Below are 21,686 nucleotides of genomic sequence, written 5' to 3'. Positions count from 1 at the left end.
TTCGGGGGTCCTTTCATGCTCTGTCAGAAATACGAGGCCCAGCCGGAGCTGACGGCGGTGCCGGGGCCGAACCCGTTGCCGCCCTTCCCGTTCCAGATGTAGAGCGTGCCGTCGCGCGTGGCCGCGAGATCGGAGTGACCGTCCCCGTTGACGTCTCCCGGGGACATCAGCGAGCTCGCGTACGGCTCCCAGCCGGGGCCCAGCTCGATCGCGCCGGTGAAGCTGTTCGCCCCCTTGCCGTTCCAGACGTGCAAGGTGTTGCCGTCCTTCTTGACGGCGAGCAGGTCGCCGATGCCGTCGCCGTTGAAGTCGCCCGCGATCGGACGGGAGTAGGCCGTCCAGCCGCCGCCGATCGGGTCGGCGGCCGCGAAGCCGTTGCCGCCGGTGCCGTTCCAGACGGTGAAGACGCCGGTCTCGGCGTGCACGGCGCCGAGATCCGGGCGGCCGTCCCTGTTGACGTCGCCCAGCGACACCAGCGAGTCGGCATAGGGCTCCCAGCCGGGCCCGAGCTCCCTGCCCTCGCCGAACCCGTTGGCGCCCGTGCCGTTCCAGACGTGCAGCCGGTTGGTCTCCTTCTTGACCGCGAGCAGGTCGGTGCGGCCGTCGCCGTTGAAGTCGCCCGCGACCGGACGGCTGTAGGCGGCCCATCCGCCGCCGCCCGTGGCGGGCGGGCCGAACCTGTTGCCGCCCTGGCCGTTCCAGATGGTCAGGGTGCCGGCGGAGGTGGAGAAGAGGTCGCCCACGCCGTCGGCGTCGAAGTCCGGCGTGGCCGAGCCGGTCATCGCGTTGTAGTGGGAGCGCAGCTCCGCTCCCGACAGCTCGCGGTTGTAGATCGCGAACTTGCCGATCGCCCCCTTGAAGTAGGACTTGCCGTCGCGGGTGCCGACCCGGACCGGCGCCGAGCCCGGCCTGGGCTTGATGATGACCTCGTCGGCCGTGCCGGGCCGGAAGGCCAGGTGGTCCATGCCCGCCAGCACGCCGTTGCGGTAGATCCGCACCCTGCCGTACGAGCCCTCCGCCGTGTCGAACGTGACGGCGTAGTGGATCCACTCGTTGACCTTGACCGGCTGCTGGAAGTACGCCCCCGCGCCGAGGCCGCCATCGAGGTTCCACGCGTAGCCGGAGATGCGGTTGGGCCGGTTCTCGTCGTTCTCCTTCGAGTACATGCGGCCGGCCCACTCGCGATCGCCGCCGGCGTTCGACTTCGTGCCCTTGCCCATGAAGTAGACGTAGCCGGTCTGTTCCTCGTCGGGGAACTGCAGGGTGTGCGGCCTGATCCACGCCTCCACGGTGAACCTGCCGGTGGTGGAGATGTGGAACGGCTTGGCGGTGGGGACCTCGAAAGAGCCCGAGGAGCCGTTGAAGACCGCGGCGCCGTCCCGGTTGGGGAGCTGGACCGTGCTGGTGACGCCGCGGAAGGTGCCCTTGTGGCCGTTGCCGGTGCGGTCGGTCTCCGTACCGGCGGAGGGGTGCGAGAGCCGCCAGTAGGCGACCGGGCGGTGCGAGAGCACCAGCTCGTCGTAGGCGCTCAGGCCGGCGGTGCTCGCCGCGGCCGCGTGCGGAAGGCATACCATCGAGGCGCCCAGGCCCGCCGCGGCGAGCAGGCGCCGCCCGAGCGCCCTGCCTGGGGCGATCTGAGTTCTTAATGCGTGCACGGCGGCAGACTAGGAACCGGCGGTATGGCGCCGGTATGCCGTCTCCCGCGGCAGGTGGCGGGCGGCGCGCCCGCCGTTCAGTACAGTGGCGGGATGGCAGCTGAGCAGGTGAGCGCGCGGGTGGACAGCTGGATCTGGTCGGTGCGGCTCACCAGGACTCGCTCGATCGCCTCCGACGCCTGCCGGGGCGGGCACGTCCGGGTCAACGGGGTGCGGGTCAAGCCCGCGCACGCCGTACGGGTGGGTGACGAGGTCAGGCTCCGGCACGAGGGGCACGAACGCATCGTGGTCGTCTCCCGGCTCATCACCAAGCGCGTCGGCGCCGCCGTGGCCGCCGAGTGCTACGTGGACAAGAGCCCTCCGCCTCCGCCGCGCGAGGAGACGGTGCAGGTGGCCGTCCGCGCTCGCGGCGCGGGCCGTCCCACCAAGCGCGAGCGCCGCAGCCTCGACAAGCTGTTCGGCCGCCCGGCCGTGGAGAGGCGGTCGCGCCCGGAGTGATCCGGGCATGACGCCCCTGCAAGAGTGACGTGTTTCACCGTCGCCGGCGCCTCTTCCGATGTCACACTCGCCGTCCCGGCCGCGTCTTGTGTGTGTAGGCGAGGCTAGGGGGCCTGAGATGCGTTCATTGTCGGTCAAGCGCCGTTCTTTCCAGTTCTCCCACTGGTCGTTCATGTTCGCCGAGATCGCCGTCTGGTCGTTCGTCGTCCTGCTGGTGACCGGCGCGCTGTTGATGCTGGTCTACGTGCCGAGCATGTCGCAGGTGACCTACGACGGCTCGTACGGCCCGCTGCGCGGACTCCTCGTCAGCGAGGCCTACGACTCGACCATGCGCCTGAGCCTGGAGGTGCGCGGCGGCCTGTTCATCCGGCAGATGCACCACTGGGCGGCGCTGGTCTTCGTGGCGGCCGTCGTGCTGCAACTGCTGCGCATGTTCCTCACCGGCGCGTTCCGCCGGCCGCGCACCACCCAGTGGCTGATCTGGGTGACGCTGCTGGCGCTCGGCATGGCCGCCGGCGAGACCGGCAACGCCCTGCCCGACGACATGCTGTCGGGCGGCAGCCTGTGGCTGATGCTGTCGGTGGTGCAGTCCATCCCGGTGGTGGGCGCCTGGGCGACGTCGCTGCTGTTCGGCCCGGACTTCCCCGGCGACCAGATCATCCCCACCCTGTACGCGGGACACCTGATCATCCCGGCCGTCATGGCCGCGCTGCTGATCGGCCGCGAGCTGCTGGTGCGGCGGCACGGCCACACGCGGTTCGTCGCCACGCTGCCGGGGCGGCGCAGCGCCCGCCCGATGATGGCGACCGCGACGGTCGGCATGCTGATCATTCTCGGGTTCGGCTTCCAGATCGCCCCGATCTGGCTGTACGGCCCGGCCAAGCCGACGCAGATCTCGGCCGGCTCGGTGCCCGACTGGTACATGGGCTTCCTCGACGGCGCGCTCCGGATCATGCCGGGCTGGGAGGTCACGCTCGGCGGCTACACGCTCAGCCTGGCGGTCCTCGTGCCCACCCTGGTGATCCCCGGGCTGTTCTTCACCGCCCTGGCCGCGTACCCGGCGGCCGAGCGGCTGGTCCTGGCCTGGCGCGGCCGCCGCGACGCGCTGGGCCGGCCCAAGAGCGCGAGCCGCGTGGCCCGCGAGACGGCCGCCCGTGACACGCTCGACCGGCCCCGTGACACGCCGGTGAAGACGGCCATCGCGGCCGCCGGGGTCGCGTTCTACGGGCTGCTGTGGGCGGCGGCGGCCAACGACCAGCTCGCCCACCAGTTCGACCTCAACGTGAACACGGTGACGATCTTCTTCAGGTACGCCGTGGTCCTCGGTCCCGTCGTCGCCTTCGTCGTCACCCGGCGGATCTGCCTCGCGCTCCAGCAGACCGACCGCCACGAGGCCGAGCACGGCGTGGAGACCGGGATCATCACGCGGTCGGCGGACGGCGGCTTCCACGAGCGGCTGGAGCCGGCGCACAAGGAGCCGGCGATCAGCGCGAGGGGATCCCGGTAGCTCCCCGCAGCGGTGTGCGGGGGCGGTTCCACCAGAGGGAGAGCGACAGGGCCGCGGTGATGAGGACGGCGCCGCCGGCGGCGAAGCCGGCGGCGACGTCCACCTGCTGTCGGACGACGGTGAAGCTGCCGGGCAGCGAGGCGAGCGCGTTCTGGAGCTGGTCGGCGTTCTCGGCGCGGTGGTAGGAGCCGCCGGTGGTCTGGGCGATCCGCTTGAGCGCCGGCTCGTCGATGAGGCGGATGTTGCGGCCGCCCCTGTCGAACCCGCCGCGCCCGCGGCCCCAGCCGCCCCAGCCGTCGAACTGGGAGTTGTCGCAGACCATCGGGGACGGGTTCGTGGTGCCGAAGCCGATGGTGAAGACGCGCAGGCGGCGCGCGGCCGCCTCCTGGGCGGCGGTCTGCGGGTCCACGCCCTGGGTGTTGGCGCCGTCGGTGAGCACGACGATGGCGGCGCTGGCGTAGCCTTCGCGGGCCTCGCCGGTGGGGGTCGCGCCGGTGGGGGGAACCGACGGGTCGAGGTCCGAGATCGCGTCGATCGACGTCAGCATGGCCTGCCCGATCGCGGTGCCGCGGTAGGTGGTGAGGTCGTCCAGCGCCTTGATCAGCGCGTCCGTGTCGTCGGTGGGCGGGACGAGCAGTCCGGCGGTGCCCGCGAAGGTGACCAGGCCGATGCGCGGCCCGCCCCGCTGCGACTCGATGAACTCCGCGGCGGCCTTCTTGGCGGCGGTGAGGCGGTTGGGGTCGACGTCCGTGGAGCACATGGAGCCGGAGGTGTCGAGCGCGAGCAGGATCGTCGCCGACGTCTGCGGCACCGGCACCGACGCCTGCGGCCGCGCGGCCCCGACCGCGAGCAGCGCGAGCCCGGCGACGAGCAGCGCCGGTGGGATGACGCGGGTCCAGCGGGTCCGGCCGGGCAGGGCGGTGCGTACGAGCGCGATCGAGGTGACCCGCACGGCGGCCCGCCGCCGGCGGCGCCGCGCCCACCAGCGGATCGCGTAGATCAGCGGGATGACCAGGACGGACAGCAGCGCCCACGGCCATGAGAACGTCATTTCAGATCACCCGTCCCGATCGGAGCACGGTGAGCGCGGCTCCCGCGGCGAGCAGCGCGAGGGCGAGCCCGATCAGCCCGCCGGCGAGGGGCAGCGGCTCGTCGGAGACGGTGAGCCGCAGGTCGATCGTGTCGGCGACCCCGTCGAGCCGCGCGGCGTCGGAGGCGGGGTGGTAGCCGCCGCCGGTGGTCTTCGCGATCAGCGTGAGGGTGTCCTCCTCCAGCGAGGTCTGCAGGTGGAACCCGTCCACCTGCACCGTCGCCCCGGCCGTCGTGCCGACCCCGACGGTGTGGATGTGCACGCCCGCCTTCTGAGCCGCCTCGGCCGCGCGTTCGACGTCCGTGTCCTGGCTCGCGTCCCGGTTCTGGCCGTCGGAGAACATCACGATCGTGGCCGACGGCCAGTAGCCGACGTCGGGCACGTTGCCGTCGCGGTCGATGGCCACCTGCTTGCCGGTGATGGCCGACAGGGAGCCCATGATGGCCGTGCCCAGAGAGGTGCCGCCGGTGAGCCGCAGGCGTTCGATGGCCTTGAGCGCGATGGAGTGGTCGGCGTCCGGGCGGGCGGTGGTGAGCGCGCCCCGCTCGAACGCGACCACGCCGATGTCGACGCTGGCGGGCTGCGCCGCCACGAACGCGCGGGCCGCCCGTTGCGCCGCCGCCAGGCGGTTGGGCGCGATGTCGTCGGCGCCCATGCTGTTGGAGACGTCGATGGCCAGGATGACGGTGCCCGCCGCGCGCGGGACCGGCAGCATCGCCGTCGGCCCCGCGGTGGCGACCGCGAGCACGCCGACGCCGGCGATCGTCAGGCCGACTCCTAGGTACGCGCGCCGCGCGCCCGGCACGGCGACCCCGGCCGCGGCGAGCGCCGCCGCCCGGCGGCGCGCCGAGACGACGGCCGCCCAGGCGAGCGCCGCCGTGACCAGCAGCCCGACGGCCAGCAACAGCGGGGAGGACAGGGTCATGGGGCCTCCTCCGCCAGGCCCGTGCCCCCGGTCATGAGCGCGCCCCCGCCCGGGCTCGCGCTCCCCGTCATGGCGACCGGTCCTGGGTTCTGGCGACGACCTCGACGAGTGCCTCGGCCAGGTCGCGGTCGGTGTCGATGCGGTGGACGGGCACCCCGGCGCGGCGCATCCCCGCCGTGAGCCGGGCGTCGCGGGCGTCCACGGCCTCGCGGAAACGCACCCGCAGCAGCGGGTCGGCGGAGTCGACGACGAGCTGCTCGCCCGTCTCGGCGTCCTCGACCACGATCAGCCCGGCCTCCGGCAGGACGTCGTCGGCGGTGTCCACGATCCGCAGGGCGACCACCTCGTGCCGCCTGGCCAGGCGCTGGAGCGAGCGTTCCCAGTCGCCTTCGCCGATGAAGTCCGACAGCACGACGACGAGCGCGCGGCGCCGGGCCAGCCGTCCGGCGGCGTCGAGCATCTCCGCCAGGTCGGTGGTGGCGCCGCCGTGCGACTCGGCGGTGCGCTCCAGCTCGGCGCCGATCCGCAGCGTGTGCCGCCGGGAGGTGCCGGGCGGCACGACGCGCAACAGGCCCGTGTCGAACAGCAGCGCGCCGACCCGGTTGCCGCCCCGCCCGAACAGCCGGGCCAGGACGAGGGCCAGCTCGGCCAGCACGTCGTGCTTGCCGCGCCCCGGCCGCCCGGCCGCCATCGACGCCGACCGGTCGAGCACGAGCCACACCGTCAGCTCGCGGTCCTCGGTGAACACCCGCAGGTGCGGCTCGTCCAGCCGGGCGGTGACGTTCCAGTCGATGTGCCGGGCGTCGTCGCCCTCCTGGTACGCGCGCAACCCGGTGAAGTCGATGCCCGCGCCGCGGTACGTGGTGCGGTGCGCGCCCTGGAGCCGGCCGTCCAGCCTGCGGACGACCTTCCACTCCAGGCGGAGCAGGAGTTTCTCGGGGGCGGTGGCCATGGCGGCTCAGCGGTTCTGCAGGACGACGTCGGGCGCCCTGACGGCCCCGAGCACCCTGGTGACGATGGTGTCGGCGTCGACGTCGTCCGCGAGGGCCTCGTACGACAGCACGAGGCGGTGGCGCAGCACGTCGAGCGCGAGCTCGGACAGGTCGTGCGGCAGGACGTACTCCCGCCCGCGCAGGAACGCCAGCGCCCTGGCGCCCGTGACGAGCGCGATGGAGGCCCGCGGGCTGGCCCCGTACGTGACGTACCGCTCCAGCTCGCCGAGCCCGGCCGTGGCCGGGGAGCGGGTCACGGAGACCAGCCGCACCGCGTAGTCCACGATCGCCGGATCGACGTACACCTCCCGCGCCCGCACCCGCATCGCCATCAGCTCCTCGGCCGCCACCGTCGGCTGCGGCGGGTCCGGCGGGCGCAGCGCCCGGTCGACGATCGCCTGCTCCTCGGCCTGCGTCGGATAGTCGACGACCACCTTCATCATGAAGCGGTCGACCTGCGCCTCGGGCAGCGGATAGGTGCCCTCGGACTCGATCGGGTTCTCCGTCGCCATGACCAGGAACGGCTCCGGCACCCGGAACGTCTCGCGGCCGATCGTCACCTGGTGCTCCTGCATCACCTCCAGCAGGGCGCTCTGCACCTTGGCGGGGGCACGGTTGATCTCGTCGGCCAGCAGCAGGTTCGCGAACACCGGGCCGAGCTCGGTCCTGAACTCGCCGGAGTGCTGGTGGTAGACCCGCGTGCCGACGAGGTCGGCGGGCACCAGGTCGGGCGTGAACTGCACGCGCTGGAAGCTCCCGGCGAACGCGGCGGCCAGCGACCGCACGGCGAGCGTCTTGGCCAGCCCCGGCACGCCCTCCACGAGCAGGTGCCCGTCGGCGATCAGCGCGACCGCCATGCGTTCGAGCAGCACGTCCTGCCCGACGATCGTGCGCTTGACCTCGAACAGCACCTGTTCGAGCGGATGGATCTCGGTCGAGGTCATGCGATCCCTTCGGTCATATCCGGGGCCCGTCGGGGCCTTCGCCGTCTTCTCCGCCCAGTGCCACGCCGATCGGCACCGCGAACGCGATACCGGCGAACGCCTCGTCGCCGCCCGGGTCGGCGATCGAGACGACGATCCCGATGAGCAGGCCGCGGGCGTCCAGGAGGGGGCCGCCGGAGCTGCCCGGGTTCACGGAGGCGTCGAACTGGATGAGCCCGCTCAGGTCGCCCTGCTCGGCGGACCTGTCCAGCCCCGACACCACGCCGGTGGAGACGCTGTACGCGAGCCCCAGCGGGTTGCCGATCGCCACGACGGGCGCGCCCACGGCCACGCCGCCGCCGAGCGTCGCCGGGACGACGATCTCCGGCAGCTTCGCGGGCTTGAGCGTCGCGACGTCCCGCTTCGGGTTCGACGACGAGACCACGGCCTTCGCCTTCGTGCCGTCGGCGAACGTCAGGTTGACGTCCTTGGCTCCCTTGACGACGTGGTGCGCGGTCAGGATCGTGCCGTCGTCGGCCGCGATCACCCCCGTGCCGAGCGACTTCCCGGCCTGGATGACCACCACCGACGGCCCGACCCGCTTGTAGACGTCGGGCACCGTGAGCGTCGCGCTGGGGCTCGGGGTGGGGCTCGGACCGGGCGCGGCCTCGCCGCCGCTCCCCCCGATCCCGCCCAGCCAGTACGCCAGCGCCGCGACCACGACGACCGCGCCGGCCCCGGCGATCAGCCGCCCGGGCCTCCCGGCCACGGCCCTGCGAGCCCCGGCCGCGCCGGCCTCCTGCGGCAGGTGCTCCATCGCTCCATAGTCGTAAAAGTTACGTCAATGTGCCACAAACTCCACCTGAGAACTCCATGAGAACCGGCCCCGCGTCAGCTACCCCGGAGCTCGGCCAGCAGGTCCTGGGAGTACGCGATGCGGCCCGTGAGCTCCGCCGCCGGGCGGTGGCACAGCGCCAGGGCGGCGTCGGCCATGACCGAGGCGGGCTCGGTGCCGGGGGCGTCCTCGGTGGTGAGGCGGTGGAAGAGGGTGCCGGGGGTGGGGACGACCTGGTTCGGCGACAGGGCGTTCACGGCGATGCCGTCGGCGTAGAGCTCGGCGGCCAGGCCGGTGGTGAAGCGTTCGAGCGCGGCCTTGCACATGCCGTACACCGTGCCGCCGAAGCCGGCGTACGGGCCGGGCGGGAAGGCCGGGTGGCGGGCGGCGATCGAGGAGATGTTGAGTATCCAGCCGGCGCCGCGTTCCCGCATGCCGGGGATGACCAGGCGGGAGAGGTGGAAGGGCGCGTTCACCTGCACCTCGAACATCAGGTGGTAGCGGCGGTCGGTGAAGTCGGAGACCGGGGTGAAGTAGGTGACCGCGGCGTTGTTGACCAGGATGTCCACCGTGCCGTACCGCTCCGCGGCGGCCTCGACGAGGGCCTGCCTGTCCTGCTCGCGGGACAGGTCGGCGGGCTGGGCGAAGGCGGTGCCGCCGGCCGCCTCGATCCGCGCGACGGTGTCGCCGATCGTCCCTTCGAGGCGGCTCTGCGACGCGTCCACGGTGCGGGCCGCGGCGACGACCCTGGCTCCCTCCGCGGCCAGGCGTTCGGCGATCGCGGCGCCGATGCCCCTGCTCGCTCCGGTGACGACCGCGACCTTGCCTTCCAGTACGCCCATGGCTGCCCTCCTGGACCTCGCCGGCCTAGCCTCCCTGGCAATACTAGAACGATATTCAGTTATTTCACCCTCGGGCGGGTCATGCGGGATCAGGGTTAGCATCGTCCGCCATGACCGACTCTTCCTCCTATCTGACCACCACCGCCCAGGCCTACGACGCCATCGCCGGCGTCTACGCCGAGTTGGCCAAGGGCGAGCCGAAGTTGCCGCTGGACCGGGCGATCCTGGCCGCGTTCGCCGGCTCCGTACGGGCCGCGGGCGGCGGGGCCGTGGCCGAGCTCGGGTGCGGGCCGGGGCAGACGACGGCGCATCTGCGGGAGCTGGGGCTGGCCGCCTTCGGGATCGACCTGTCGCCGGTGATGATCGACCTCGCCCGGCGGACCTATCCCGAGCTGCGCTTCGAGGTCGGTTCGATGGAGGCGCTGGATCTCGCCGACGGCGAGCTCGCCGGCATCCTGTCGTGGTATTCGATCATTCACACGCCGCCGGAGGAGTTGCGGCCGTACTTCGCCGAGTTCCGGCGGGTGCTCGCTCCCGGCGGGCACCTGCTGCTCGGGTTCTTCGAGGCCGAGGGCGGGCCGGTGACGGCGTTCGACCACAAGGTGACGACCGCTTACCGGTGGCCGATCGACGACCTGGCGAAGCTGGCGGCGGAGGCCGGGTTCGTGGAGATCGGGCGGATGTTGCGGGAGCCCGAGCCGGACGAGCGGTTCCGGCGAGGCAACCTGCTGCTGCGCGGCTGAGCCTGCCTGGCGGGCCGGAGCGTGCGGGCTCCGGCTCGCGGGTTCAGCGGCCGCACGTCGGGCAGTCGGGCCGCTGGGCTACGGCGCGCGAGCGGATCTCCAGCGGCCAGAAGTCCACCTCGCTCCACCGGTCGCCGAGCGCCGGCGGCAGCCCCGCCAGGATGCGGATCGCCTCCCAGGCCAGGATGTTGCCGACGAGGCCGGACAGCGCGCCCATCGCGCCGGCCCTGTCGCGCTTGCCCACGACGGTCTCCAGGCCGTCCCGCCCGTGGTCGGCGAACGTCTCGGCGCGTACGCAGGCCCAGCAGGCGGTCCGGCCCGGGATGATCGAGGTGCCGAGGACGCCGATGTGGTAGGCGTAGCCCGTCCCCATGATGTGCGGGATGTCCGGCCAGCAGGCCTCGCTCACCCAGCCGGCCACGTCGTTGGGGGTGGGCAGGTCGGCCGCGTTGATGACGATGTCCGCGCCCTTGACGACGTCGGCGAGGTCGCCCGCGCCGCCGATGCGCCGGGCCACGGCCTCCACCTCGATGAACGGGTTGACCTCGCGCAATCGGGCGGCCGCCGCGTCCGCCTTGGGCACGCCCAGGTCGGCCATCCCGAACAGCACCTGCCGGGTGAGGTTCGAGACCTCGACCCGGTCGAAGTCGCAGACGCGGATCCGGCCGACGCCCGCGCCGGCCAGCGCGAGCGCCACCCATCCGCCCAGCCCGCCGACCCCGCAGACGACGGCGGTCGCCTCGCCGAGGCGCCGCTGGAGCGCCGCCCCGCTGGTCTCCGGCGACCAGCCCTGGTCGCAGAAGTCCTGGAACAGCCGGAGTTGCCGGTCGTAGAATTCGGCGCGCGCGGTGCCTAAAAGTCGAAATTCGAGCGCGGGGTCGGCGACCCGGCTCAACAGCCCTTCATGCTCCAGGATTTGCACGACTTCGGCCACCCGCTCCCGGGCATCGGGACGGCCGCCACAGGCGAGAGCGCCGATCTCCGCGATCGTGCGGGTGCCGTCGAGAAGCACCACCACGTCTTTCACGAATTCGTCGCAGGCGAATCTCTTCACGGTCCGGTCGGCCAGGCACAGGAACAGCAGCGTGCCGCCGTCCGCCTGCACGATGACGCTGTCACGCAGGCGTGGGCGTAATGCGGTGTCGGCCACGGACATGCCTCCTACGCGGGTGTGGGTGAGGCAGGGAATGCCTCACCCACAGGACGCTACCCGAGCCGGCGTTTCAGTTTCCGTGGGAGTTCGACGCGGTCACGGCCCCGACGCGCAGCGGGACTTCTTCCACCTTCACCATCACCGGGCGTCGTTCCATCGCTACCCTTTCTCCTCTGATATTCTCCCGGCATATCATGCCGAGTTCGGGGTTGCCTGACAAAGTCGCTTACTCGGCATTCCTCATCGAGAAAACTCGTCGAGTTCGCGTACGGCCTGATCGAGCTCGTCGGCCACCCCGCGCCGCAACAGCCGGCCGTAGAGCCCCTCGCCCGCGTGGCCCAGCCGTCGGATCAGCGCGGCCCGCTCGGCCATCTGCACCTGCACGTTCCTGACGAGCGCCTCGGGCCGGCCCGACCACCCGTACGCGTCCAGGAACCGGCGCAGCCTGGCGGGCCTGGCCTCGAACGCGGTGAACCCCGTCGAGGCGTCCACGTGCCGGGCGTGCAGCGGCACCCAGCAGTGCGCCACCAGCGCCACCTCGGCGTCCACCGTGGTCGGCCCGGCGAAGTCCCAGTCGAAGAACCCGGTCAGCCGCCCGGCGCGGTAGGCGGCGTTGGCCGGGCCGGCGTCGTTGTGCCCGATGATCAGCCCGGGCGTCCAGCGCCCGCCGGAGCGCCAGCGGGCGTGCGCGGGCGGCACGAAGTCGGCCACGGCCTCGTGGTAGGCACGCAGCCACCGGGCGACCTGCACGAGCGTGTCCTCGGTACGGGTCCACGACGGCCACACCGCCGCGTCGCCCATGGTCTCGCCCTCCAGGTACGTGAGCACCTCGTACCCGCCCTCGTCGACGCCCAGCACCCGGGGAGCCCCCTCGAACCCCTTGCGCTCCAGGTGGCGCAGCAGCTCGTGGACCGCGGCCGTCCACTCCCTGACCGGCCGCCGGACGGTGGCGCCCACGCGGACGGCACCGCCGTCGTTCCCCCCGCCTAGCGGTTCCCCCGTCATGAGGGCATCGTGCCTGGCGGCCTCGCGACCCATCAAGGCCAGATTTCTTACCACGTGGTAGAAATGAGCCATGCATGTGGTCCCGCTCCCCCGTCACCTGTCACCCGCCGGTCAAGGCGTCCTGGAGCTCGGCGGCTCGCCGCGGGTCGCCGTGCCGTCCGGCCGCCTGCTCGGCCTGGGGCGGATCGTCGCCGCCCTGCTCGGCGGGTCCGCGCAGGTGGGCGGGGAGGCGGAGGTCACGCTCACGCTGGGCGCGGGCGACGGCGAGGAGTACGAGCTGGTGGTGACGGCCGAAGGGGCAACCGTCACCGCCGGGTCGGCCGAGGGACTCTTCCGGGGCGCGACGACCGTGGCACAGCTCGTCACGGAGGACCGTACGGTGCCGTGCGTGCGGGCCGGCGACGGCCCGGCCCTGGCCTGGCGCGGGTTGTCGCTGGACGTGGCACGCCGCTTCTTCACCGTCGAGCAGGTCAAGCGGGTCATCGACCTGCTGGCCCTGTACAAGTTCAACGTCCTGCACCTGCACCTGACCGACAGCCAGGCCTGGCGGCTGCGGATCAGCGCCTGGCCCCGGCTCACCGGCCCCGAGTCCTACACGCACGACGACTACCGGGAGATCGTCGCGTACGCGGCGGAGCGCTTCGTCACGGTCGTGCCCGAGATCGACATGCCGGGGCACGTGCTGGCCGCTGTCCGGGCGTACCCGGAGCTGGGGGGCGAGGACGAGCCGGCCCATCCGCTCGTCCCGTTTCTCGACCCGCGGGCCGAGGTGACGTGGCGGTTCGTGGCGGACGTGCTCGGCGAGGTCGCGGTGCTCACCCCGGGGCCGTACCTGCACATCGGCGGCGACGAGGCGTTCGGGATGCCGCACGAGCTGTACGCGGCGTTCGTCACCAGGGCGCTCGGCCTGGCCAGGGCGGCGGGGAAGCGGGTCGTGGGCTGGCAGGAGGTCAGCCGCTCGGGGGCGCTGACCTCCGCCGACCTCGCGCAGTGCTGGGTCGGCGACGGCGACGCCTTCGACCCCGAGGCGGCGCGGAAGACGGCGCCGCCGCAGTACCACCCGCTCATCGACCTCGCGGCCGCCGCGTTCGAGCAGGCGCCGCACGACGTGCCCGGCGCGGTGGCGGCCGGGGCGGCCGTGCTGGCCTCGCCGAGCCGGGTGCTCTACCTCGACCGGCGGTACGCGGAGCCGTCGGTGCTGGAGGAGCAGAACGAGCGGCGGGAACGCGTCGGCTTCGCCTCCTACCGGCCGATGACCAGCCGGGAGTACTTCGGCTGGCGGCCCGGCGAGCTGGTGGAGATCCCCGCCGGCGCCCGGCTGGCCGGGGTGGAGGCCGCCATCTGGTGCGAAACGGTGGGAGACTTCGACGACCTGGCGTTCCTGCTGCTGCCCCGGCTGGCCGGGATCGCCGAGAAGGCGTGGACGGATCGGGCCACCACGTGGGAGGACTACCGGGAGCGGGTGCGCACCCACACCGCCCGGTGGGAACGCCTCGGGTGGGGCGGCTACTACCGGTCCGCCGACCTCTTCACGTAGACCTCTTCACGAAGGCCTCTTCATGTAGGACTCGAACGCCTCCCGCCGGGCCCGCTGCGCGGCGACGTCGGCGACCGGGGCCGCCAGCAGCAGGCCGCGCGTGTACGGGTGGCGCGGCTCGCCCGTCACCTCGGCCGCGGAGCCGGTCTCCACGATCTCGCCCCGGTGGATGACGGCCACCCGGTGCGCCATGAACCGCACCACCGCGAGGTCGTGCGAGACGAACAGGTAGGACACCCCGGACTGCTGCTGGATCTCCAGCAGCAGGTCCAGCACCGTCCGCTGGGTGGTCAGGTCGAGCGCGGAGACCGGCTCGTCGCACACGATCAGCTTGGGGTCGATCGCCAGCGCGCGGGCGATCGCCACCCGCTGCCGCTGCCCGCCGGAGAACTCGCGCGGCAGCCTCCGCGCGGCGTCCGCGGGCAGGTGCACGCGGTCGAGCAGCCGGGACACCCGCTCGCGCGCGTTGCGCGCGCCCAGCCCCAGCAGGGGCTCTGCGAGCGTGTCGCCGATGGTCCGCGAGGGGTTCAGCGAGGTGTACGGGTCCTGGAAGATGACCTGCAGATCGCGGGCCAGCTCCCGGCGCCGCCGGCCGGTGAGGCCGTCGATGCGCCGCCCGCCGAACGTGATCGTCCCCGACGCGACCGGCACCAGGCCGAGTACGGCCCGGCCGATCGTGGTCTTGCCGGAGCCCGACTCCCCCACCAGGCCCAGCGTCTCGCCCGGCGCGATGTCCAGCGACACCCCGCGCAGCACCTCCGTACGCGGGGCCCGCCACCCCTTGCCGGGGAAGGAGACGTGCAGGTCCTCGACCGCGAGCAGGGCGTTCACGAAACCTCCAGCACTGCGCCGAGCAGCTTGCGGGTGTAGGGGTCCTCGGGGGCGCTCAGCACCTGCTCGGCGGTGCCGGTCTCGACGATGCGGCCCTCGCGCATGACGGCGACCCGGTCGCACAGGTCGGCGACGACCCCCAGGTTGTGGGTGACGAGCAGGACACCGAGGCCCCGTTCCGCCTGCAGCCTGCGCAGCAGGCCGAGCACCTCGGCCTGGACCCTGACGTCGAGCGCGGTGGTGGGCTCGTCGGCGATGAGCAGCTTCGGGTCGCACGACATGGCGCCCGCGATGAGCACGCGCTGGGCCATGCCGCCGGAGATCTCGTGCGGGTAGGAGCGGAAGGCCCGCTCCGGGTCGGCGATCTCCACCTGCGCCAGCAGCTCCAGGACGCGGGCGCGGGCCTCGGCCCTGCTCAGGCCCAGCTTGTGCCGGATGGGCTCGACGAGCTGGCTGCCGATCGTGAAGGCGGGGTCGAGGTTGCTCATGGGCTCCTGCGGGACGTACGCGACGACGGTGCCGCGCAGCGCCCGGTGCCGCCGCTCGGGCAGGCCGACGACCTCCTCACCCTCGATCGTGATGCTGCCGCGGACGATCCGGCCGTTCTCGGGCAGGATGCCGAGAACGGCGAAGGCGGTCTGGGTCTTGCCCGACCCCGACTCGCCGACCAGCCCGACGATCTCCCCGGCCCGTACGTCGAGATCCACCCCGTGGACGACCTCGCGCCCCGGGTAGGCGACGGCCAGGTCGCGTACGGACAGCAGGCCCTCCCGCGGCTCGTGCACCACGGCGGGCGCCCTGGCGGGCACGGGCGCGGCGGGCCTGTCCTCCAGCGCGTCGCGCAGCGCGGCGGCGAGCAGCACCAGCGCGCCGCTGGTGAGGCCGAGCGCGAGGCCGGGCCAGAGCAGCAGCAGCGGCTCGCGCTGGATGTTCTTGAACGCCTCGTTCAGCATCGCGCCCCACGTCGGCACGTCGCCGCTGCCGATGCCGAGGAACTCCAGCCCCGCCTGCAGGCCGATGGCGATCCCCGAGACGAGCGCGATCTGGATGATGATCGGGGCGCGGACCACGACGAGGATGTGGCGGGCCACGATCCTGGTGTCGCTCAGCCCCGACACCCTGGCGGCGTCCACGTACAGCTCGTTGCGCACCCCCGCGACGATGCCGCGCACTAGGCGGAAGAAGGCGGGCGCGACGAGGAAGCCGAGCACCACCATCAGCACCCATACGGTGGAGCCGAGGATGGCGCGGGAGGCGAGCAGCACCACCATGGCGGGCAGCGCCATGATCAGGTTGACGGTCCAGCTCGCCGCCGAGTCGAACCAGCCGCCGTAGTAGCCGGCCAGCAGGCCCGCCGGCACGCCGAGGGCGAGCGCGACCGCCAGGGCCAGCGCCGCGCCGCCGAGCGTGTTGCGGCCGCCGTGCAGCAGGCGGGACAGGATGTCCCGGCCGGCCGAGTCGAAGCCGAGCGGATGGCCCGCCGCCGGGCCGGCGAAGGCGTCCCGCAGGCTGGAGGCGTCGGGAGCCTGCGGGCTCAGCGCGGGCGCGAACAGCACCGCGAGCAGGATCGCGGCCAGGACGAGCGCGGACGCCAGCCCGAGCGGGTGCCGCAACGTCTTGAACAGGGTGCTCACGCGATCCTCGCCTTCGGGTTGAGCCAGCCGATGAGGATGTCGACGACGAGGTTGACGGCGATCACGCCGATCACGGTGAGCATGACCAGCGCCATGATGATCGGGATGTCGCCCCGGGTGGTGTAGGTGACGGTCATGCTGCCGATGCCGGGCAGGCCGAAGATCTGCTCGACCAGGACGGCACCGCCGAGCAGGCCGACGAACTGCATGCCGAGCACCGCCAGCGCCGGGGCCGAGGCGTTGCGCAGGACGTGCCTGAGCACGATGCGCGACGGCGGCAGCCCCCTGGCGCGCAGGGTCCGTACGTAGTCCTGCCGCAGCACCTCGATCACCGAGCTCCTGACCTGCTGGGCGACGCCCGCGACGGACCCGACCGACAGCGAGAGCACGGGCAGCAGCACCGTGGACAGCCACCCGGAGAACGACTCGCCGATGCCGACGTACCCGATGGCGGGGAACCACCGCAGGTGCACCGCGAACACGAGCACGAGGACCAGCGTGACCAGGAAGTTCGGCAGGGCGTAGCCGATGACGGAGAAGACCTGGACGAACCGGTCCACCGCGCCGCGCCGCACCCCCGCCCAGACGCCCAGCAGGAACGCGAGCACCGCCGTGACGAGCGTGACCCCGGCCATGAGGCTGATCGTGACCGGCAGCCGGTTGGCGATGGCGCGCACCACGTTCTCGCTGGTGAACCAGGACGTGCCGAGGTCGCCGCGGACGGCGTGGGCGAGCCAGTCCAGGTACTGGACGAGGACGGGGCGGTCCAGGCCCAGCGCGGCGTTCTTGGCGTCCACGAGGTCCTGCGACGCGCTCTGCCCCAGCAGTTGCCTGCCCACGTCCAGGCCGGGGATCGACAGCAGCGTGTAGGACAGGAAGGAGATCACGAGCACGAGCAGCGCCCCGGCCGCGATCCTGCGGACGACGAAGGCCGCCATCACTGCGCGGGCGCGTAGTTGTAGATGGCGGGCACCGCCATGCCGTCCTGCGGCTTGATCGTCACGCTTCCGTCCGAGACGTGCAGGTATGTCATCCGGTAGAACGGCATGAACCAGCCGTCGGCGACCAGGTGCTCGTTCAGCGCCTGGAGGTCGGCCTTGGCGTCCTGCGCGGCGCTGCCCTGGATCCTGGGCAGCAGCTTCTTCACCGTGTCGTCGGTGTAGCCGAACATGTTGAAGGCGCCGGGCAGCACCACCTCGCCGACCGCGACCCAGTCGGCCGACGACTGGCCCATGTTCATGACCATGGCGGAGTAGGCGCGGTCCCTGAAGATGCGCTGGACGGCGGAGCCGGGGTCGAGGTCGTCCCAGACCAGCTTCACGCCGACCGCGCCCAGGTCGGACTGGAGCGAGGCGGCCAGCGCGTCGGAGACGATGGCCGGGATGCGCGGCAGCTTCAGCGTGAAGCCGCTCTCGTGGCCGGCCTCCTTGAGCAGCGCGCGGGCCTTGGCCTGGTCGAAGCCGTAGTAGGTGTCCAGCTCCGGCTTGTAGGCGGCGGTGGCGGGGCCGAAGACCTGGCTGGTGACCGCGCCGCGGCCCTGGCGGATCTTGGCCAGCATGGTCCGGCGGTCGATCGCGTAGTTCAGCGCCTGCCGTACGCGGGGGTCGCGCAGCTCCGGGGTGACCGCTCCGGCCCGGTCGAACAGGAACACGCCCTGGAAGTCGAACTCCTGCTTGACCGTCTTCACCTTGGGGTCGCTCTCGACGCTGATCTGCTGGTCGGCGTCCTGGATGAGGGCGGCGTCGAGCTGGCCTGTCTTGATGCCGTTGACGATCGCGGTCTCGTTGTCGAAGTAGCTGATCGCGATCGTGTCGTACGGGAGCCGGGCGCCCCAGTAGCGGGCGGTGCGGGTGAAGACCCACTTCGTGCCGATGACGGTCCGGCCCTGGTCCAGCTCGTACGGGCCGGTGCCGCCCGGCCTGGTCTTGAGCGTGTCGTCCTGGGCGAAGTCCTTCGGGTTGGCCATGAGGCCGGCGGCGTCGCTCAGGTAGTACAGCATGGCCGGGTTCGGCTTGCTCAGGACGAGCGTGACGTGCGTGGGGTCGGCGACCTCGATGGACTTGACGTCGTTCAGCGTCTTGGCCTGGGCGCCGCCGCCCTTGCGGAAGCGCTCCAGGTTCGCCTTGACGGCCTCGGCGTCGAACGGCGTGCCGTCGTCGAACTTCACGTCGCCGCGCAGGGTGAGGCTCAGCTCGGTGAGCCCGTCGTCGTATTTCCACTCGGTGGCCAGCATCGGGCTGTAGGTGCCGTCGGGCTCCCGCTTGATCAGCGTGTCGTAGACCGCCTGGAAGAACGGCAGCGCGCTGCCGTTGGCGTCCTTGGGGTCGAGGCTCTGCGGCAGGGTCATGGTGGCGATGTTCAGGGTCGTGCTCGCGCCGCCCGCCGTACCGCCGCCGCCGGGGCCGGAACAGCCGGCGATCAGGCTCGCGGTGACGAGGAGGGCTGCGGTGGCGGATCTCTTCATGGCGCTCACTCCGTCTCGTTTGCCGGGGAGCATACACCGCAAAACTAACCACATGGTAGGTTTAATTCGTGCGGGCTACTCTCGCCCTACCGCGGCACGTAACCGCAGCCCACGTGCCCACCACCGCAGAAGGGGCCGTCCGGTGAGCGAACCGACGCCACGTCGAGGCAGCAAGGGCGAGCGCACGCGCGCCCGCATCCTCGAGTCCGCCACAGAGCTGTTCTCGCGCTCCGGCTTCCACGCCGTGTCGCTGCGGGACATCGCCGCGCACGCGGGCCTGACGCACGCCGGGCTGCTGCACCACTTCCCCGGCAAGGAGAGCCTGCTCATCGAGGTGCTCAGTCACCGCGACCAGGTGGACGGCGAGCTGATGCACGGGCGCGACGTCGAGCTGTCGCCGGAGGAGCTGCTCGACCGCATCGCGGACCAGGTGGCCAGGAACATGGGCGCCCCCGGCCTCGTCGCGCTCTACGTCAAGATCTCCGGGGAGGCGGCCGACCCCGGCCATCCGGCCCACGACTACTTCGTCAAGCGGTACCGCAAGCTGCGCCGGCAGGCGGCGTGGCTGCTCGGCATCCTGTTCGCGCGCTCCACGCCGCCGCTGCCGCACGATCCGGGCGCGGTCGCCCAGCAGCTCATCGCGCTGATCGACGGGCTGCAGACGCAGTGGCTGCTCGATCCCGACCAGGTGGACATGCGGGCCGCGGTGATCACGTTCCTGAGGCAGCTCGGCTTGGATCCCAAACCCTGATAGATCGAGGTATTTCATGAAACTCTCCCTGGAGGAGAAGGCGTCGCTCACCTCCGGAGGCGGCACCTGGCACACCACGGCGGTCCGGGACGTGGTGCCGGCGCTCACGCTCTCCGACGGCCCGCACGGGATCCGCCGCCCGCGCGACTCCTCCACCGGCTCCACCGGCTCCTCCGGCGATGCGCTGGGCCTGCGTGACAGCGTGCCCGCCACCTGTTTCCCGCCCGCCGTCGCGCTCGGCTCCTCCTGGGATCCCGGGCTGGCCGGGCGCGTGGGCGCGGCGCTGGCCGGGGAGGCGCGCGCGCTCGGGGTGGACGTCGTGCTCGGGCCGGGGGTGAACATCAAGCGTTCCCCGCTGTGCGGGCGCAACTTCGAGTACTTCTCCGAGGACCCGCACCTGACCGGCGTGATGGGGGCGGCCGTGGTGACCGGCATCCAGTCGCTGGGCGTCGGGGCGTGCGTGAAGCACTTCGCGGTCAACAACCAGGAGACCGACCGCATGCGCGTCAGCGCGGACGTGGACGAGCAGACGCTGCGCGAGATCTACCTGCCCGCCTTCGAGCACATCGTGCGTGAGGCAGGGCCGTACGCGGTGATGTGCGCCTACAACCGCGTCAACGGCGTGCACGCCAGCCGGAACCGGTGGTTGCTGAGCGAGCTGCTGCGCGGCGAGTGGGGGTTCGACGGGCTGGTGATGTCCGACTGGGGCGCGGTGAACGACCGCGTGGCGGCCCTGGAAGCGGGCCTCGACCTGGAGATGCCGCCCACCGGCACGGACGAGGAGATCGTCGCGGCGGTCCGCGCGGGCCGCCTGCCCGAGTCCGTCCTGGACGTGGCGGCCGGACGGGTGATCCGGCTGGCCGAGCGGGTACGCGCCCGGCCGCGGCACGACGGCGGCTGGAGTGCCGAGGCGCATCACGAGCTGGCTCGCGAGGCCGCCCGGGCCTCGGCCGTGCTGCTGAAGAACGACGGCGTCCTGCCGCTGGCTCCCGGCCTGCGCGTCGCGGTGCTGGGCGAGCAGGCCCGCAGCCCCCGCTACCAGGGCCACGGCAGCTCGCACGTGGTACCGACCAGGCTGGACAGCGCGCTGGAGTCGCTGCGCACGGCGATCGGCGTGACGTTCGCGCCCGGCTACCGGCTCGACGGGGTGCCCGATCCCGAGCTGGAGCGGGAGGCTGTGGAGACGGCCGCCGCCGCCGACGTGGCGGTCCTGTTCCTCGGCCTGCCGGACGCCGCGGAGTCGGAGGGCTTCGACCGCACCACCCTCGACCTGCCCGCCGTCCAGATCGCTCTGCTGCGCCGGGTGGCCGGGGCCTGCCCGCGAGTCGTCGTGGTGCTCTCCAACGGCGGCGTCGTCTCGGTCGCCGGATGGCAGGAGCACGCCTCGGCCGTACTGGAGGGGTGGCTGCTCGGCCAGGCGGGCGGCGCGGCGCTGGCCGACCTGCTGCTCGGCACGCACAGCCCGTCGGGACGGCTCACGGAGACGATCCCGCTGCGCCTGGCCGACGTGCCCTGCCACCTGCACTTCCCCGGCTCCGACGGGCACGTCCTGTACGGCGAGGGCCGCTACGTCGGCTACCGCCACCACGACACGCTCGGCACCGAGGTGGCCTACCCCTTCGGCCACGGGCTGACGTACTCCCGCTTCGCCTACTCCGACCTGGAGGTCCGCGAGACCGGCACGAACGAGTGGCTGGTCGCGTTCACCGTCGCCAACACCGGGGAGCGGGCCGCGCAGGAAGTCGCGCAGCTCTACGTGGCCTTCGAGGAGGAGCAGCCCACCCGGCCGCGCCACACGCTGCGCGGCTTCGCCAAGGTCGGCCTGGAGCCGGGCGCGAGCGCGCGGGTGCGGCTGCCGCTCACCGGGCGGGACCTGGCCCAGTGGTCGGTGGAGCGCGGGGGCTGGCGGGTCGATCCCGGTGCCTTCGTCGTCGAGATCGGCGCGTCCTCCCGGGACATCCGGCTGCGCGCCGAGGTGACCACGCCAGGCGACGGCTACCTGCCCGAGCTGACCGGGATGTCCACGCTGGGCGAATGGCTGGCGCATCCGGTGTGCGGGCGGGTGCTGCGGGAGCGGCTGCGCGGGGCGCCGGGCGACTCCGAGCCCGACCCGGCGCTGCTGCGGCTGGCGCTCGGCATCCCGCTGATCAAGTTCCGCACGTTCGGGCTGGGGCTGACGGCCCAGGTCGTGGACGACCTGGTCGCCGCCGTCCGCACCCACTCCTGACAGCCATGGGAAGCGCGCGCCCCGCGCCGACGGGCGCGGAGGACGTGCCTCCACGCCGCTTCCCCAGGACGCCG

General features: G+C 72.6%; 19 protein-coding genes. 6 read left to right on the top strand and 13 right to left on the bottom strand.

What is annotated here, in order from left to right:
* Positions 1 to 23: 23 nt before the first annotated feature.
* Positions 24 to 1,655, bottom strand: a complete 1,632-nt coding sequence (locus tag HD593_RS02885; RefSeq protein ID WP_185100582.1) for an FG-GAP-like repeat-containing protein — start codon at positions 1,653 to 1,655, stop codon at positions 24 to 26.
* Between the two features lie 93 nt (positions 1,656 to 1,748).
* On the opposite strand from HD593_RS02885, the gene HD593_RS02880 reads away from it, so the two are divergent.
* A complete protein-coding gene (locus tag HD593_RS02880; RefSeq protein WP_185100581.1) occupies positions 1,749 to 2,153 on the top strand; it encodes an RNA-binding S4 domain-containing protein in 405 nt (134 codons plus the stop codon).
* Positions 2,154 to 2,271: 118 nt separating this feature from the next.
* Positions 2,272 to 3,660, top strand: a complete 1,389-nt coding sequence (locus HD593_RS02875) for a cytochrome b (RefSeq protein ID WP_185100580.1) — start codon at positions 2,272 to 2,274, stop codon at positions 3,658 to 3,660.
* Here HD593_RS02875 and HD593_RS02870 read toward each other — a convergent pair.
* The 6 genes from HD593_RS02870 to HD593_RS02845 all read right to left on the bottom strand — a co-directional run bounded on the left by HD593_RS02870 (position 3,638) and on the right by HD593_RS02845 (position 9,267).
* Positions 3,638 to 4,711, bottom strand: a complete 1,074-nt coding sequence (locus HD593_RS02870) for a vWA domain-containing protein (protein ID WP_185100579.1) — start codon at positions 4,709 to 4,711, stop codon at positions 3,638 to 3,640. The genes HD593_RS02875 and HD593_RS02870 overlap by 23 nt on opposite strands.
* Before the next feature lies 1 nt (position 4,712).
* Positions 4,713 to 5,675 carry a VWA domain-containing protein gene (locus HD593_RS02865; protein WP_185100578.1) on the bottom strand — a complete coding sequence of 321 codons (963 nt, stop codon included), beginning with the start codon at positions 5,673 to 5,675 and terminating at the stop codon, positions 4,713 to 4,715.
* Between the two features lie 67 nt (positions 5,676 to 5,742).
* A complete protein-coding gene (locus HD593_RS02860; RefSeq protein WP_185100577.1) occupies positions 5,743 to 6,627 on the bottom strand; it encodes a DUF58 domain-containing protein in 885 nt (294 codons plus the stop codon).
* A gap of 6 nt (positions 6,628 to 6,633) precedes the next feature.
* Complete coding sequence (locus HD593_RS02855) at positions 6,634 to 7,611, bottom strand: AAA family ATPase (RefSeq protein ID WP_185100576.1); 978 nt, start codon at positions 7,609 to 7,611, stop codon at positions 6,634 to 6,636.
* Positions 7,612 to 7,624: 13 nt separating this feature from the next.
* Positions 7,625 to 8,407 (bottom strand): S1C family serine protease, encoded by a 783-nt coding sequence (locus HD593_RS02850; protein WP_185100575.1) that lies wholly within the window; start codon positions 8,405 to 8,407, stop codon positions 7,625 to 7,627.
* Positions 8,408 to 8,481: 74 nt separating this feature from the next.
* Positions 8,482 to 9,267: an SDR family NAD(P)-dependent oxidoreductase gene (locus tag HD593_RS02845; protein ID WP_185100574.1), complete on the bottom strand. Its 786-nt coding sequence runs from the start codon at positions 9,265 to 9,267 to the stop codon at positions 8,482 to 8,484.
* A gap of 110 nt (positions 9,268 to 9,377) precedes the next feature.
* On the opposite strand from HD593_RS02845, the gene HD593_RS02840 reads away from it, so the two are divergent.
* The gene (locus HD593_RS02840; protein ID WP_185100573.1) at positions 9,378 to 10,010 is read left to right on the top strand and encodes a class I SAM-dependent methyltransferase; all 633 of its coding nucleotides are present in this window, start codon (positions 9,378 to 9,380) and stop codon (positions 10,008 to 10,010) included.
* A gap of 43 nt (positions 10,011 to 10,053) precedes the next feature.
* On the opposite strand, the gene HD593_RS02835 is transcribed toward HD593_RS02840, so the two are convergent.
* Positions 10,054 to 11,160, bottom strand: a complete 1,107-nt coding sequence (locus tag HD593_RS02835) for a HesA/MoeB/ThiF family protein (RefSeq protein WP_185100572.1) — start codon at positions 11,158 to 11,160, stop codon at positions 10,054 to 10,056.
* 243 nt (positions 11,161 to 11,403) lie between these two features.
* Positions 11,404 to 12,168 carry a protein kinase family protein gene (locus HD593_RS02830; RefSeq protein WP_185100571.1) on the bottom strand — a complete coding sequence of 255 codons (765 nt, stop codon included), beginning with the start codon at positions 12,166 to 12,168 and terminating at the stop codon, positions 11,404 to 11,406.
* 70 nt (positions 12,169 to 12,238) lie between these two features.
* On the opposite strand from HD593_RS02830, the gene HD593_RS02825 reads away from it, so the two are divergent.
* Complete coding sequence (locus tag HD593_RS02825; RefSeq protein ID WP_185100570.1) at positions 12,239 to 13,705, top strand: family 20 glycosylhydrolase; 1,467 nt, start codon at positions 12,239 to 12,241, stop codon at positions 13,703 to 13,705.
* 6 nt (positions 13,706 to 13,711) lie between these two features.
* Here HD593_RS02825 and HD593_RS02820 read toward each other — a convergent pair whose 3' ends face one another.
* Genes HD593_RS02820 through HD593_RS02805 form a run of 4 tightly spaced genes read right to left on the bottom strand, consistent with a single transcriptional unit; the run spans position 13,712 to position 18,634 of the window.
* A complete protein-coding gene (locus HD593_RS02820; protein WP_312903321.1) occupies positions 13,712 to 14,536 on the bottom strand; it encodes an ABC transporter ATP-binding protein in 825 nt (274 codons plus the stop codon).
* On the bottom strand, positions 14,533 to 16,170 hold the full coding sequence (locus HD593_RS02815) for an ATP-binding cassette domain-containing protein (protein WP_312903320.1): 1,638 nt from the start codon (positions 16,168 to 16,170) through the stop codon (positions 14,533 to 14,535). The genes HD593_RS02820 and HD593_RS02815 overlap by 4 nt, the downstream gene beginning before the upstream one ends.
* On the bottom strand, positions 16,167 to 17,108 hold the full coding sequence (locus HD593_RS02810) for an ABC transporter permease (protein WP_185100568.1): 942 nt from the start codon (positions 17,106 to 17,108) through the stop codon (positions 16,167 to 16,169). Before HD593_RS02810 ends, HD593_RS02815 begins: the two co-directional genes overlap by 4 nt.
* A complete protein-coding gene (locus HD593_RS02805) occupies positions 17,108 to 18,634 on the bottom strand; it encodes an ABC transporter substrate-binding protein (RefSeq protein WP_185100567.1) in 1,527 nt (508 codons plus the stop codon). The genes HD593_RS02810 and HD593_RS02805 overlap by 1 nt, the downstream gene beginning before the upstream one ends.
* Positions 18,635 to 18,776: 142 nt before the next feature.
* Here HD593_RS02805 and HD593_RS02800 point away from each other — a divergent pair, with 142 nt between their 5' ends.
* On the top strand, positions 18,777 to 19,385 hold the full coding sequence (locus tag HD593_RS02800; RefSeq protein ID WP_312903319.1) for a TetR/AcrR family transcriptional regulator: 609 nt from the start codon (positions 18,777 to 18,779) through the stop codon (positions 19,383 to 19,385).
* A 16-nt stretch (positions 19,386 to 19,401) separates the two neighbouring features.
* Positions 19,402 to 21,612, top strand: a complete 2,211-nt coding sequence (locus HD593_RS02795; RefSeq protein WP_185100565.1) for a glycoside hydrolase family 3 C-terminal domain-containing protein — start codon at positions 19,402 to 19,404, stop codon at positions 21,610 to 21,612.
* The last annotated feature ends 74 nt before the right edge of the window (positions 21,613 to 21,686 follow it).

Source organism: Nonomuraea rubra, assembly GCF_014207985.1.
GTDB lineage: Bacteria > Actinomycetota > Actinomycetes > Streptosporangiales > Streptosporangiaceae > Nonomuraea > Nonomuraea rubra.
Note: the sequence above shows the minus strand (reverse complement) of the source record. Positions and strands in the feature narration are given on the sequence as shown.

Bases quoted from the DNA above. Each gene is read 5' to 3' on its own strand.
- HD593_RS02880 (WP_185100581.1), top strand. From the start codon at position 1,749: ATGGCAGCTGAGCAGGTGAGCGCGCGGGTGGACAGCTGGATCTGGTCG.
- HD593_RS02875 (WP_185100580.1), top strand. From the start codon at position 2,272: ATGCGTTCATTGTCGGTCAAGCGCCGTTCTTTCCAGTTCTCCCACTGG.
- HD593_RS02870 (WP_185100579.1), bottom strand. From the start codon at position 4,711: ATGACGTTCTCATGGCCGTGGGCGCTGCTGTCCGTCCTGGTCATCCCG.
- HD593_RS02865 (WP_185100578.1), bottom strand. From the start codon at position 5,675: ATGACCCTGTCCTCCCCGCTGTTGCTGGCCGTCGGGCTGCTGGTCACG.
- HD593_RS02860 (WP_185100577.1), bottom strand. From the start codon at position 6,627: ATGGCCACCGCCCCCGAGAAACTCCTGCTCCGCCTGGAGTGGAAGGTC.
- HD593_RS02855 (WP_185100576.1), bottom strand. From the start codon at position 7,611: ATGACCTCGACCGAGATCCATCCGCTCGAACAGGTGCTGTTCGAGGTC.
- HD593_RS02850 (WP_185100575.1), bottom strand. From the start codon at position 8,407: ATGGAGCACCTGCCGCAGGAGGCCGGCGCGGCCGGGGCTCGCAGGGCC.
- HD593_RS02845 (WP_185100574.1), bottom strand. From the start codon at position 9,267: ATGGGCGTACTGGAAGGCAAGGTCGCGGTCGTCACCGGAGCGAGCAGG.
- HD593_RS02840 (WP_185100573.1), top strand. From the start codon at position 9,378: ATGACCGACTCTTCCTCCTATCTGACCACCACCGCCCAGGCCTACGAC.
- HD593_RS02830 (WP_185100571.1), bottom strand. From the start codon at position 12,168: ATGACGGGGGAACCGCTAGGCGGGGGGAACGACGGCGGTGCCGTCCGC.
- HD593_RS02825 (WP_185100570.1), top strand. From the start codon at position 12,239: ATGCATGTGGTCCCGCTCCCCCGTCACCTGTCACCCGCCGGTCAAGGC.
- HD593_RS02810 (WP_185100568.1), bottom strand. From the start codon at position 17,108: ATGGCGGCCTTCGTCGTCCGCAGGATCGCGGCCGGGGCGCTGCTCGTG.
- HD593_RS02805 (WP_185100567.1), bottom strand. From the start codon at position 18,634: ATGAAGAGATCCGCCACCGCAGCCCTCCTCGTCACCGCGAGCCTGATC.
- HD593_RS02795 (WP_185100565.1), top strand. From the start codon at position 19,402: ATGAAACTCTCCCTGGAGGAGAAGGCGTCGCTCACCTCCGGAGGCGGC.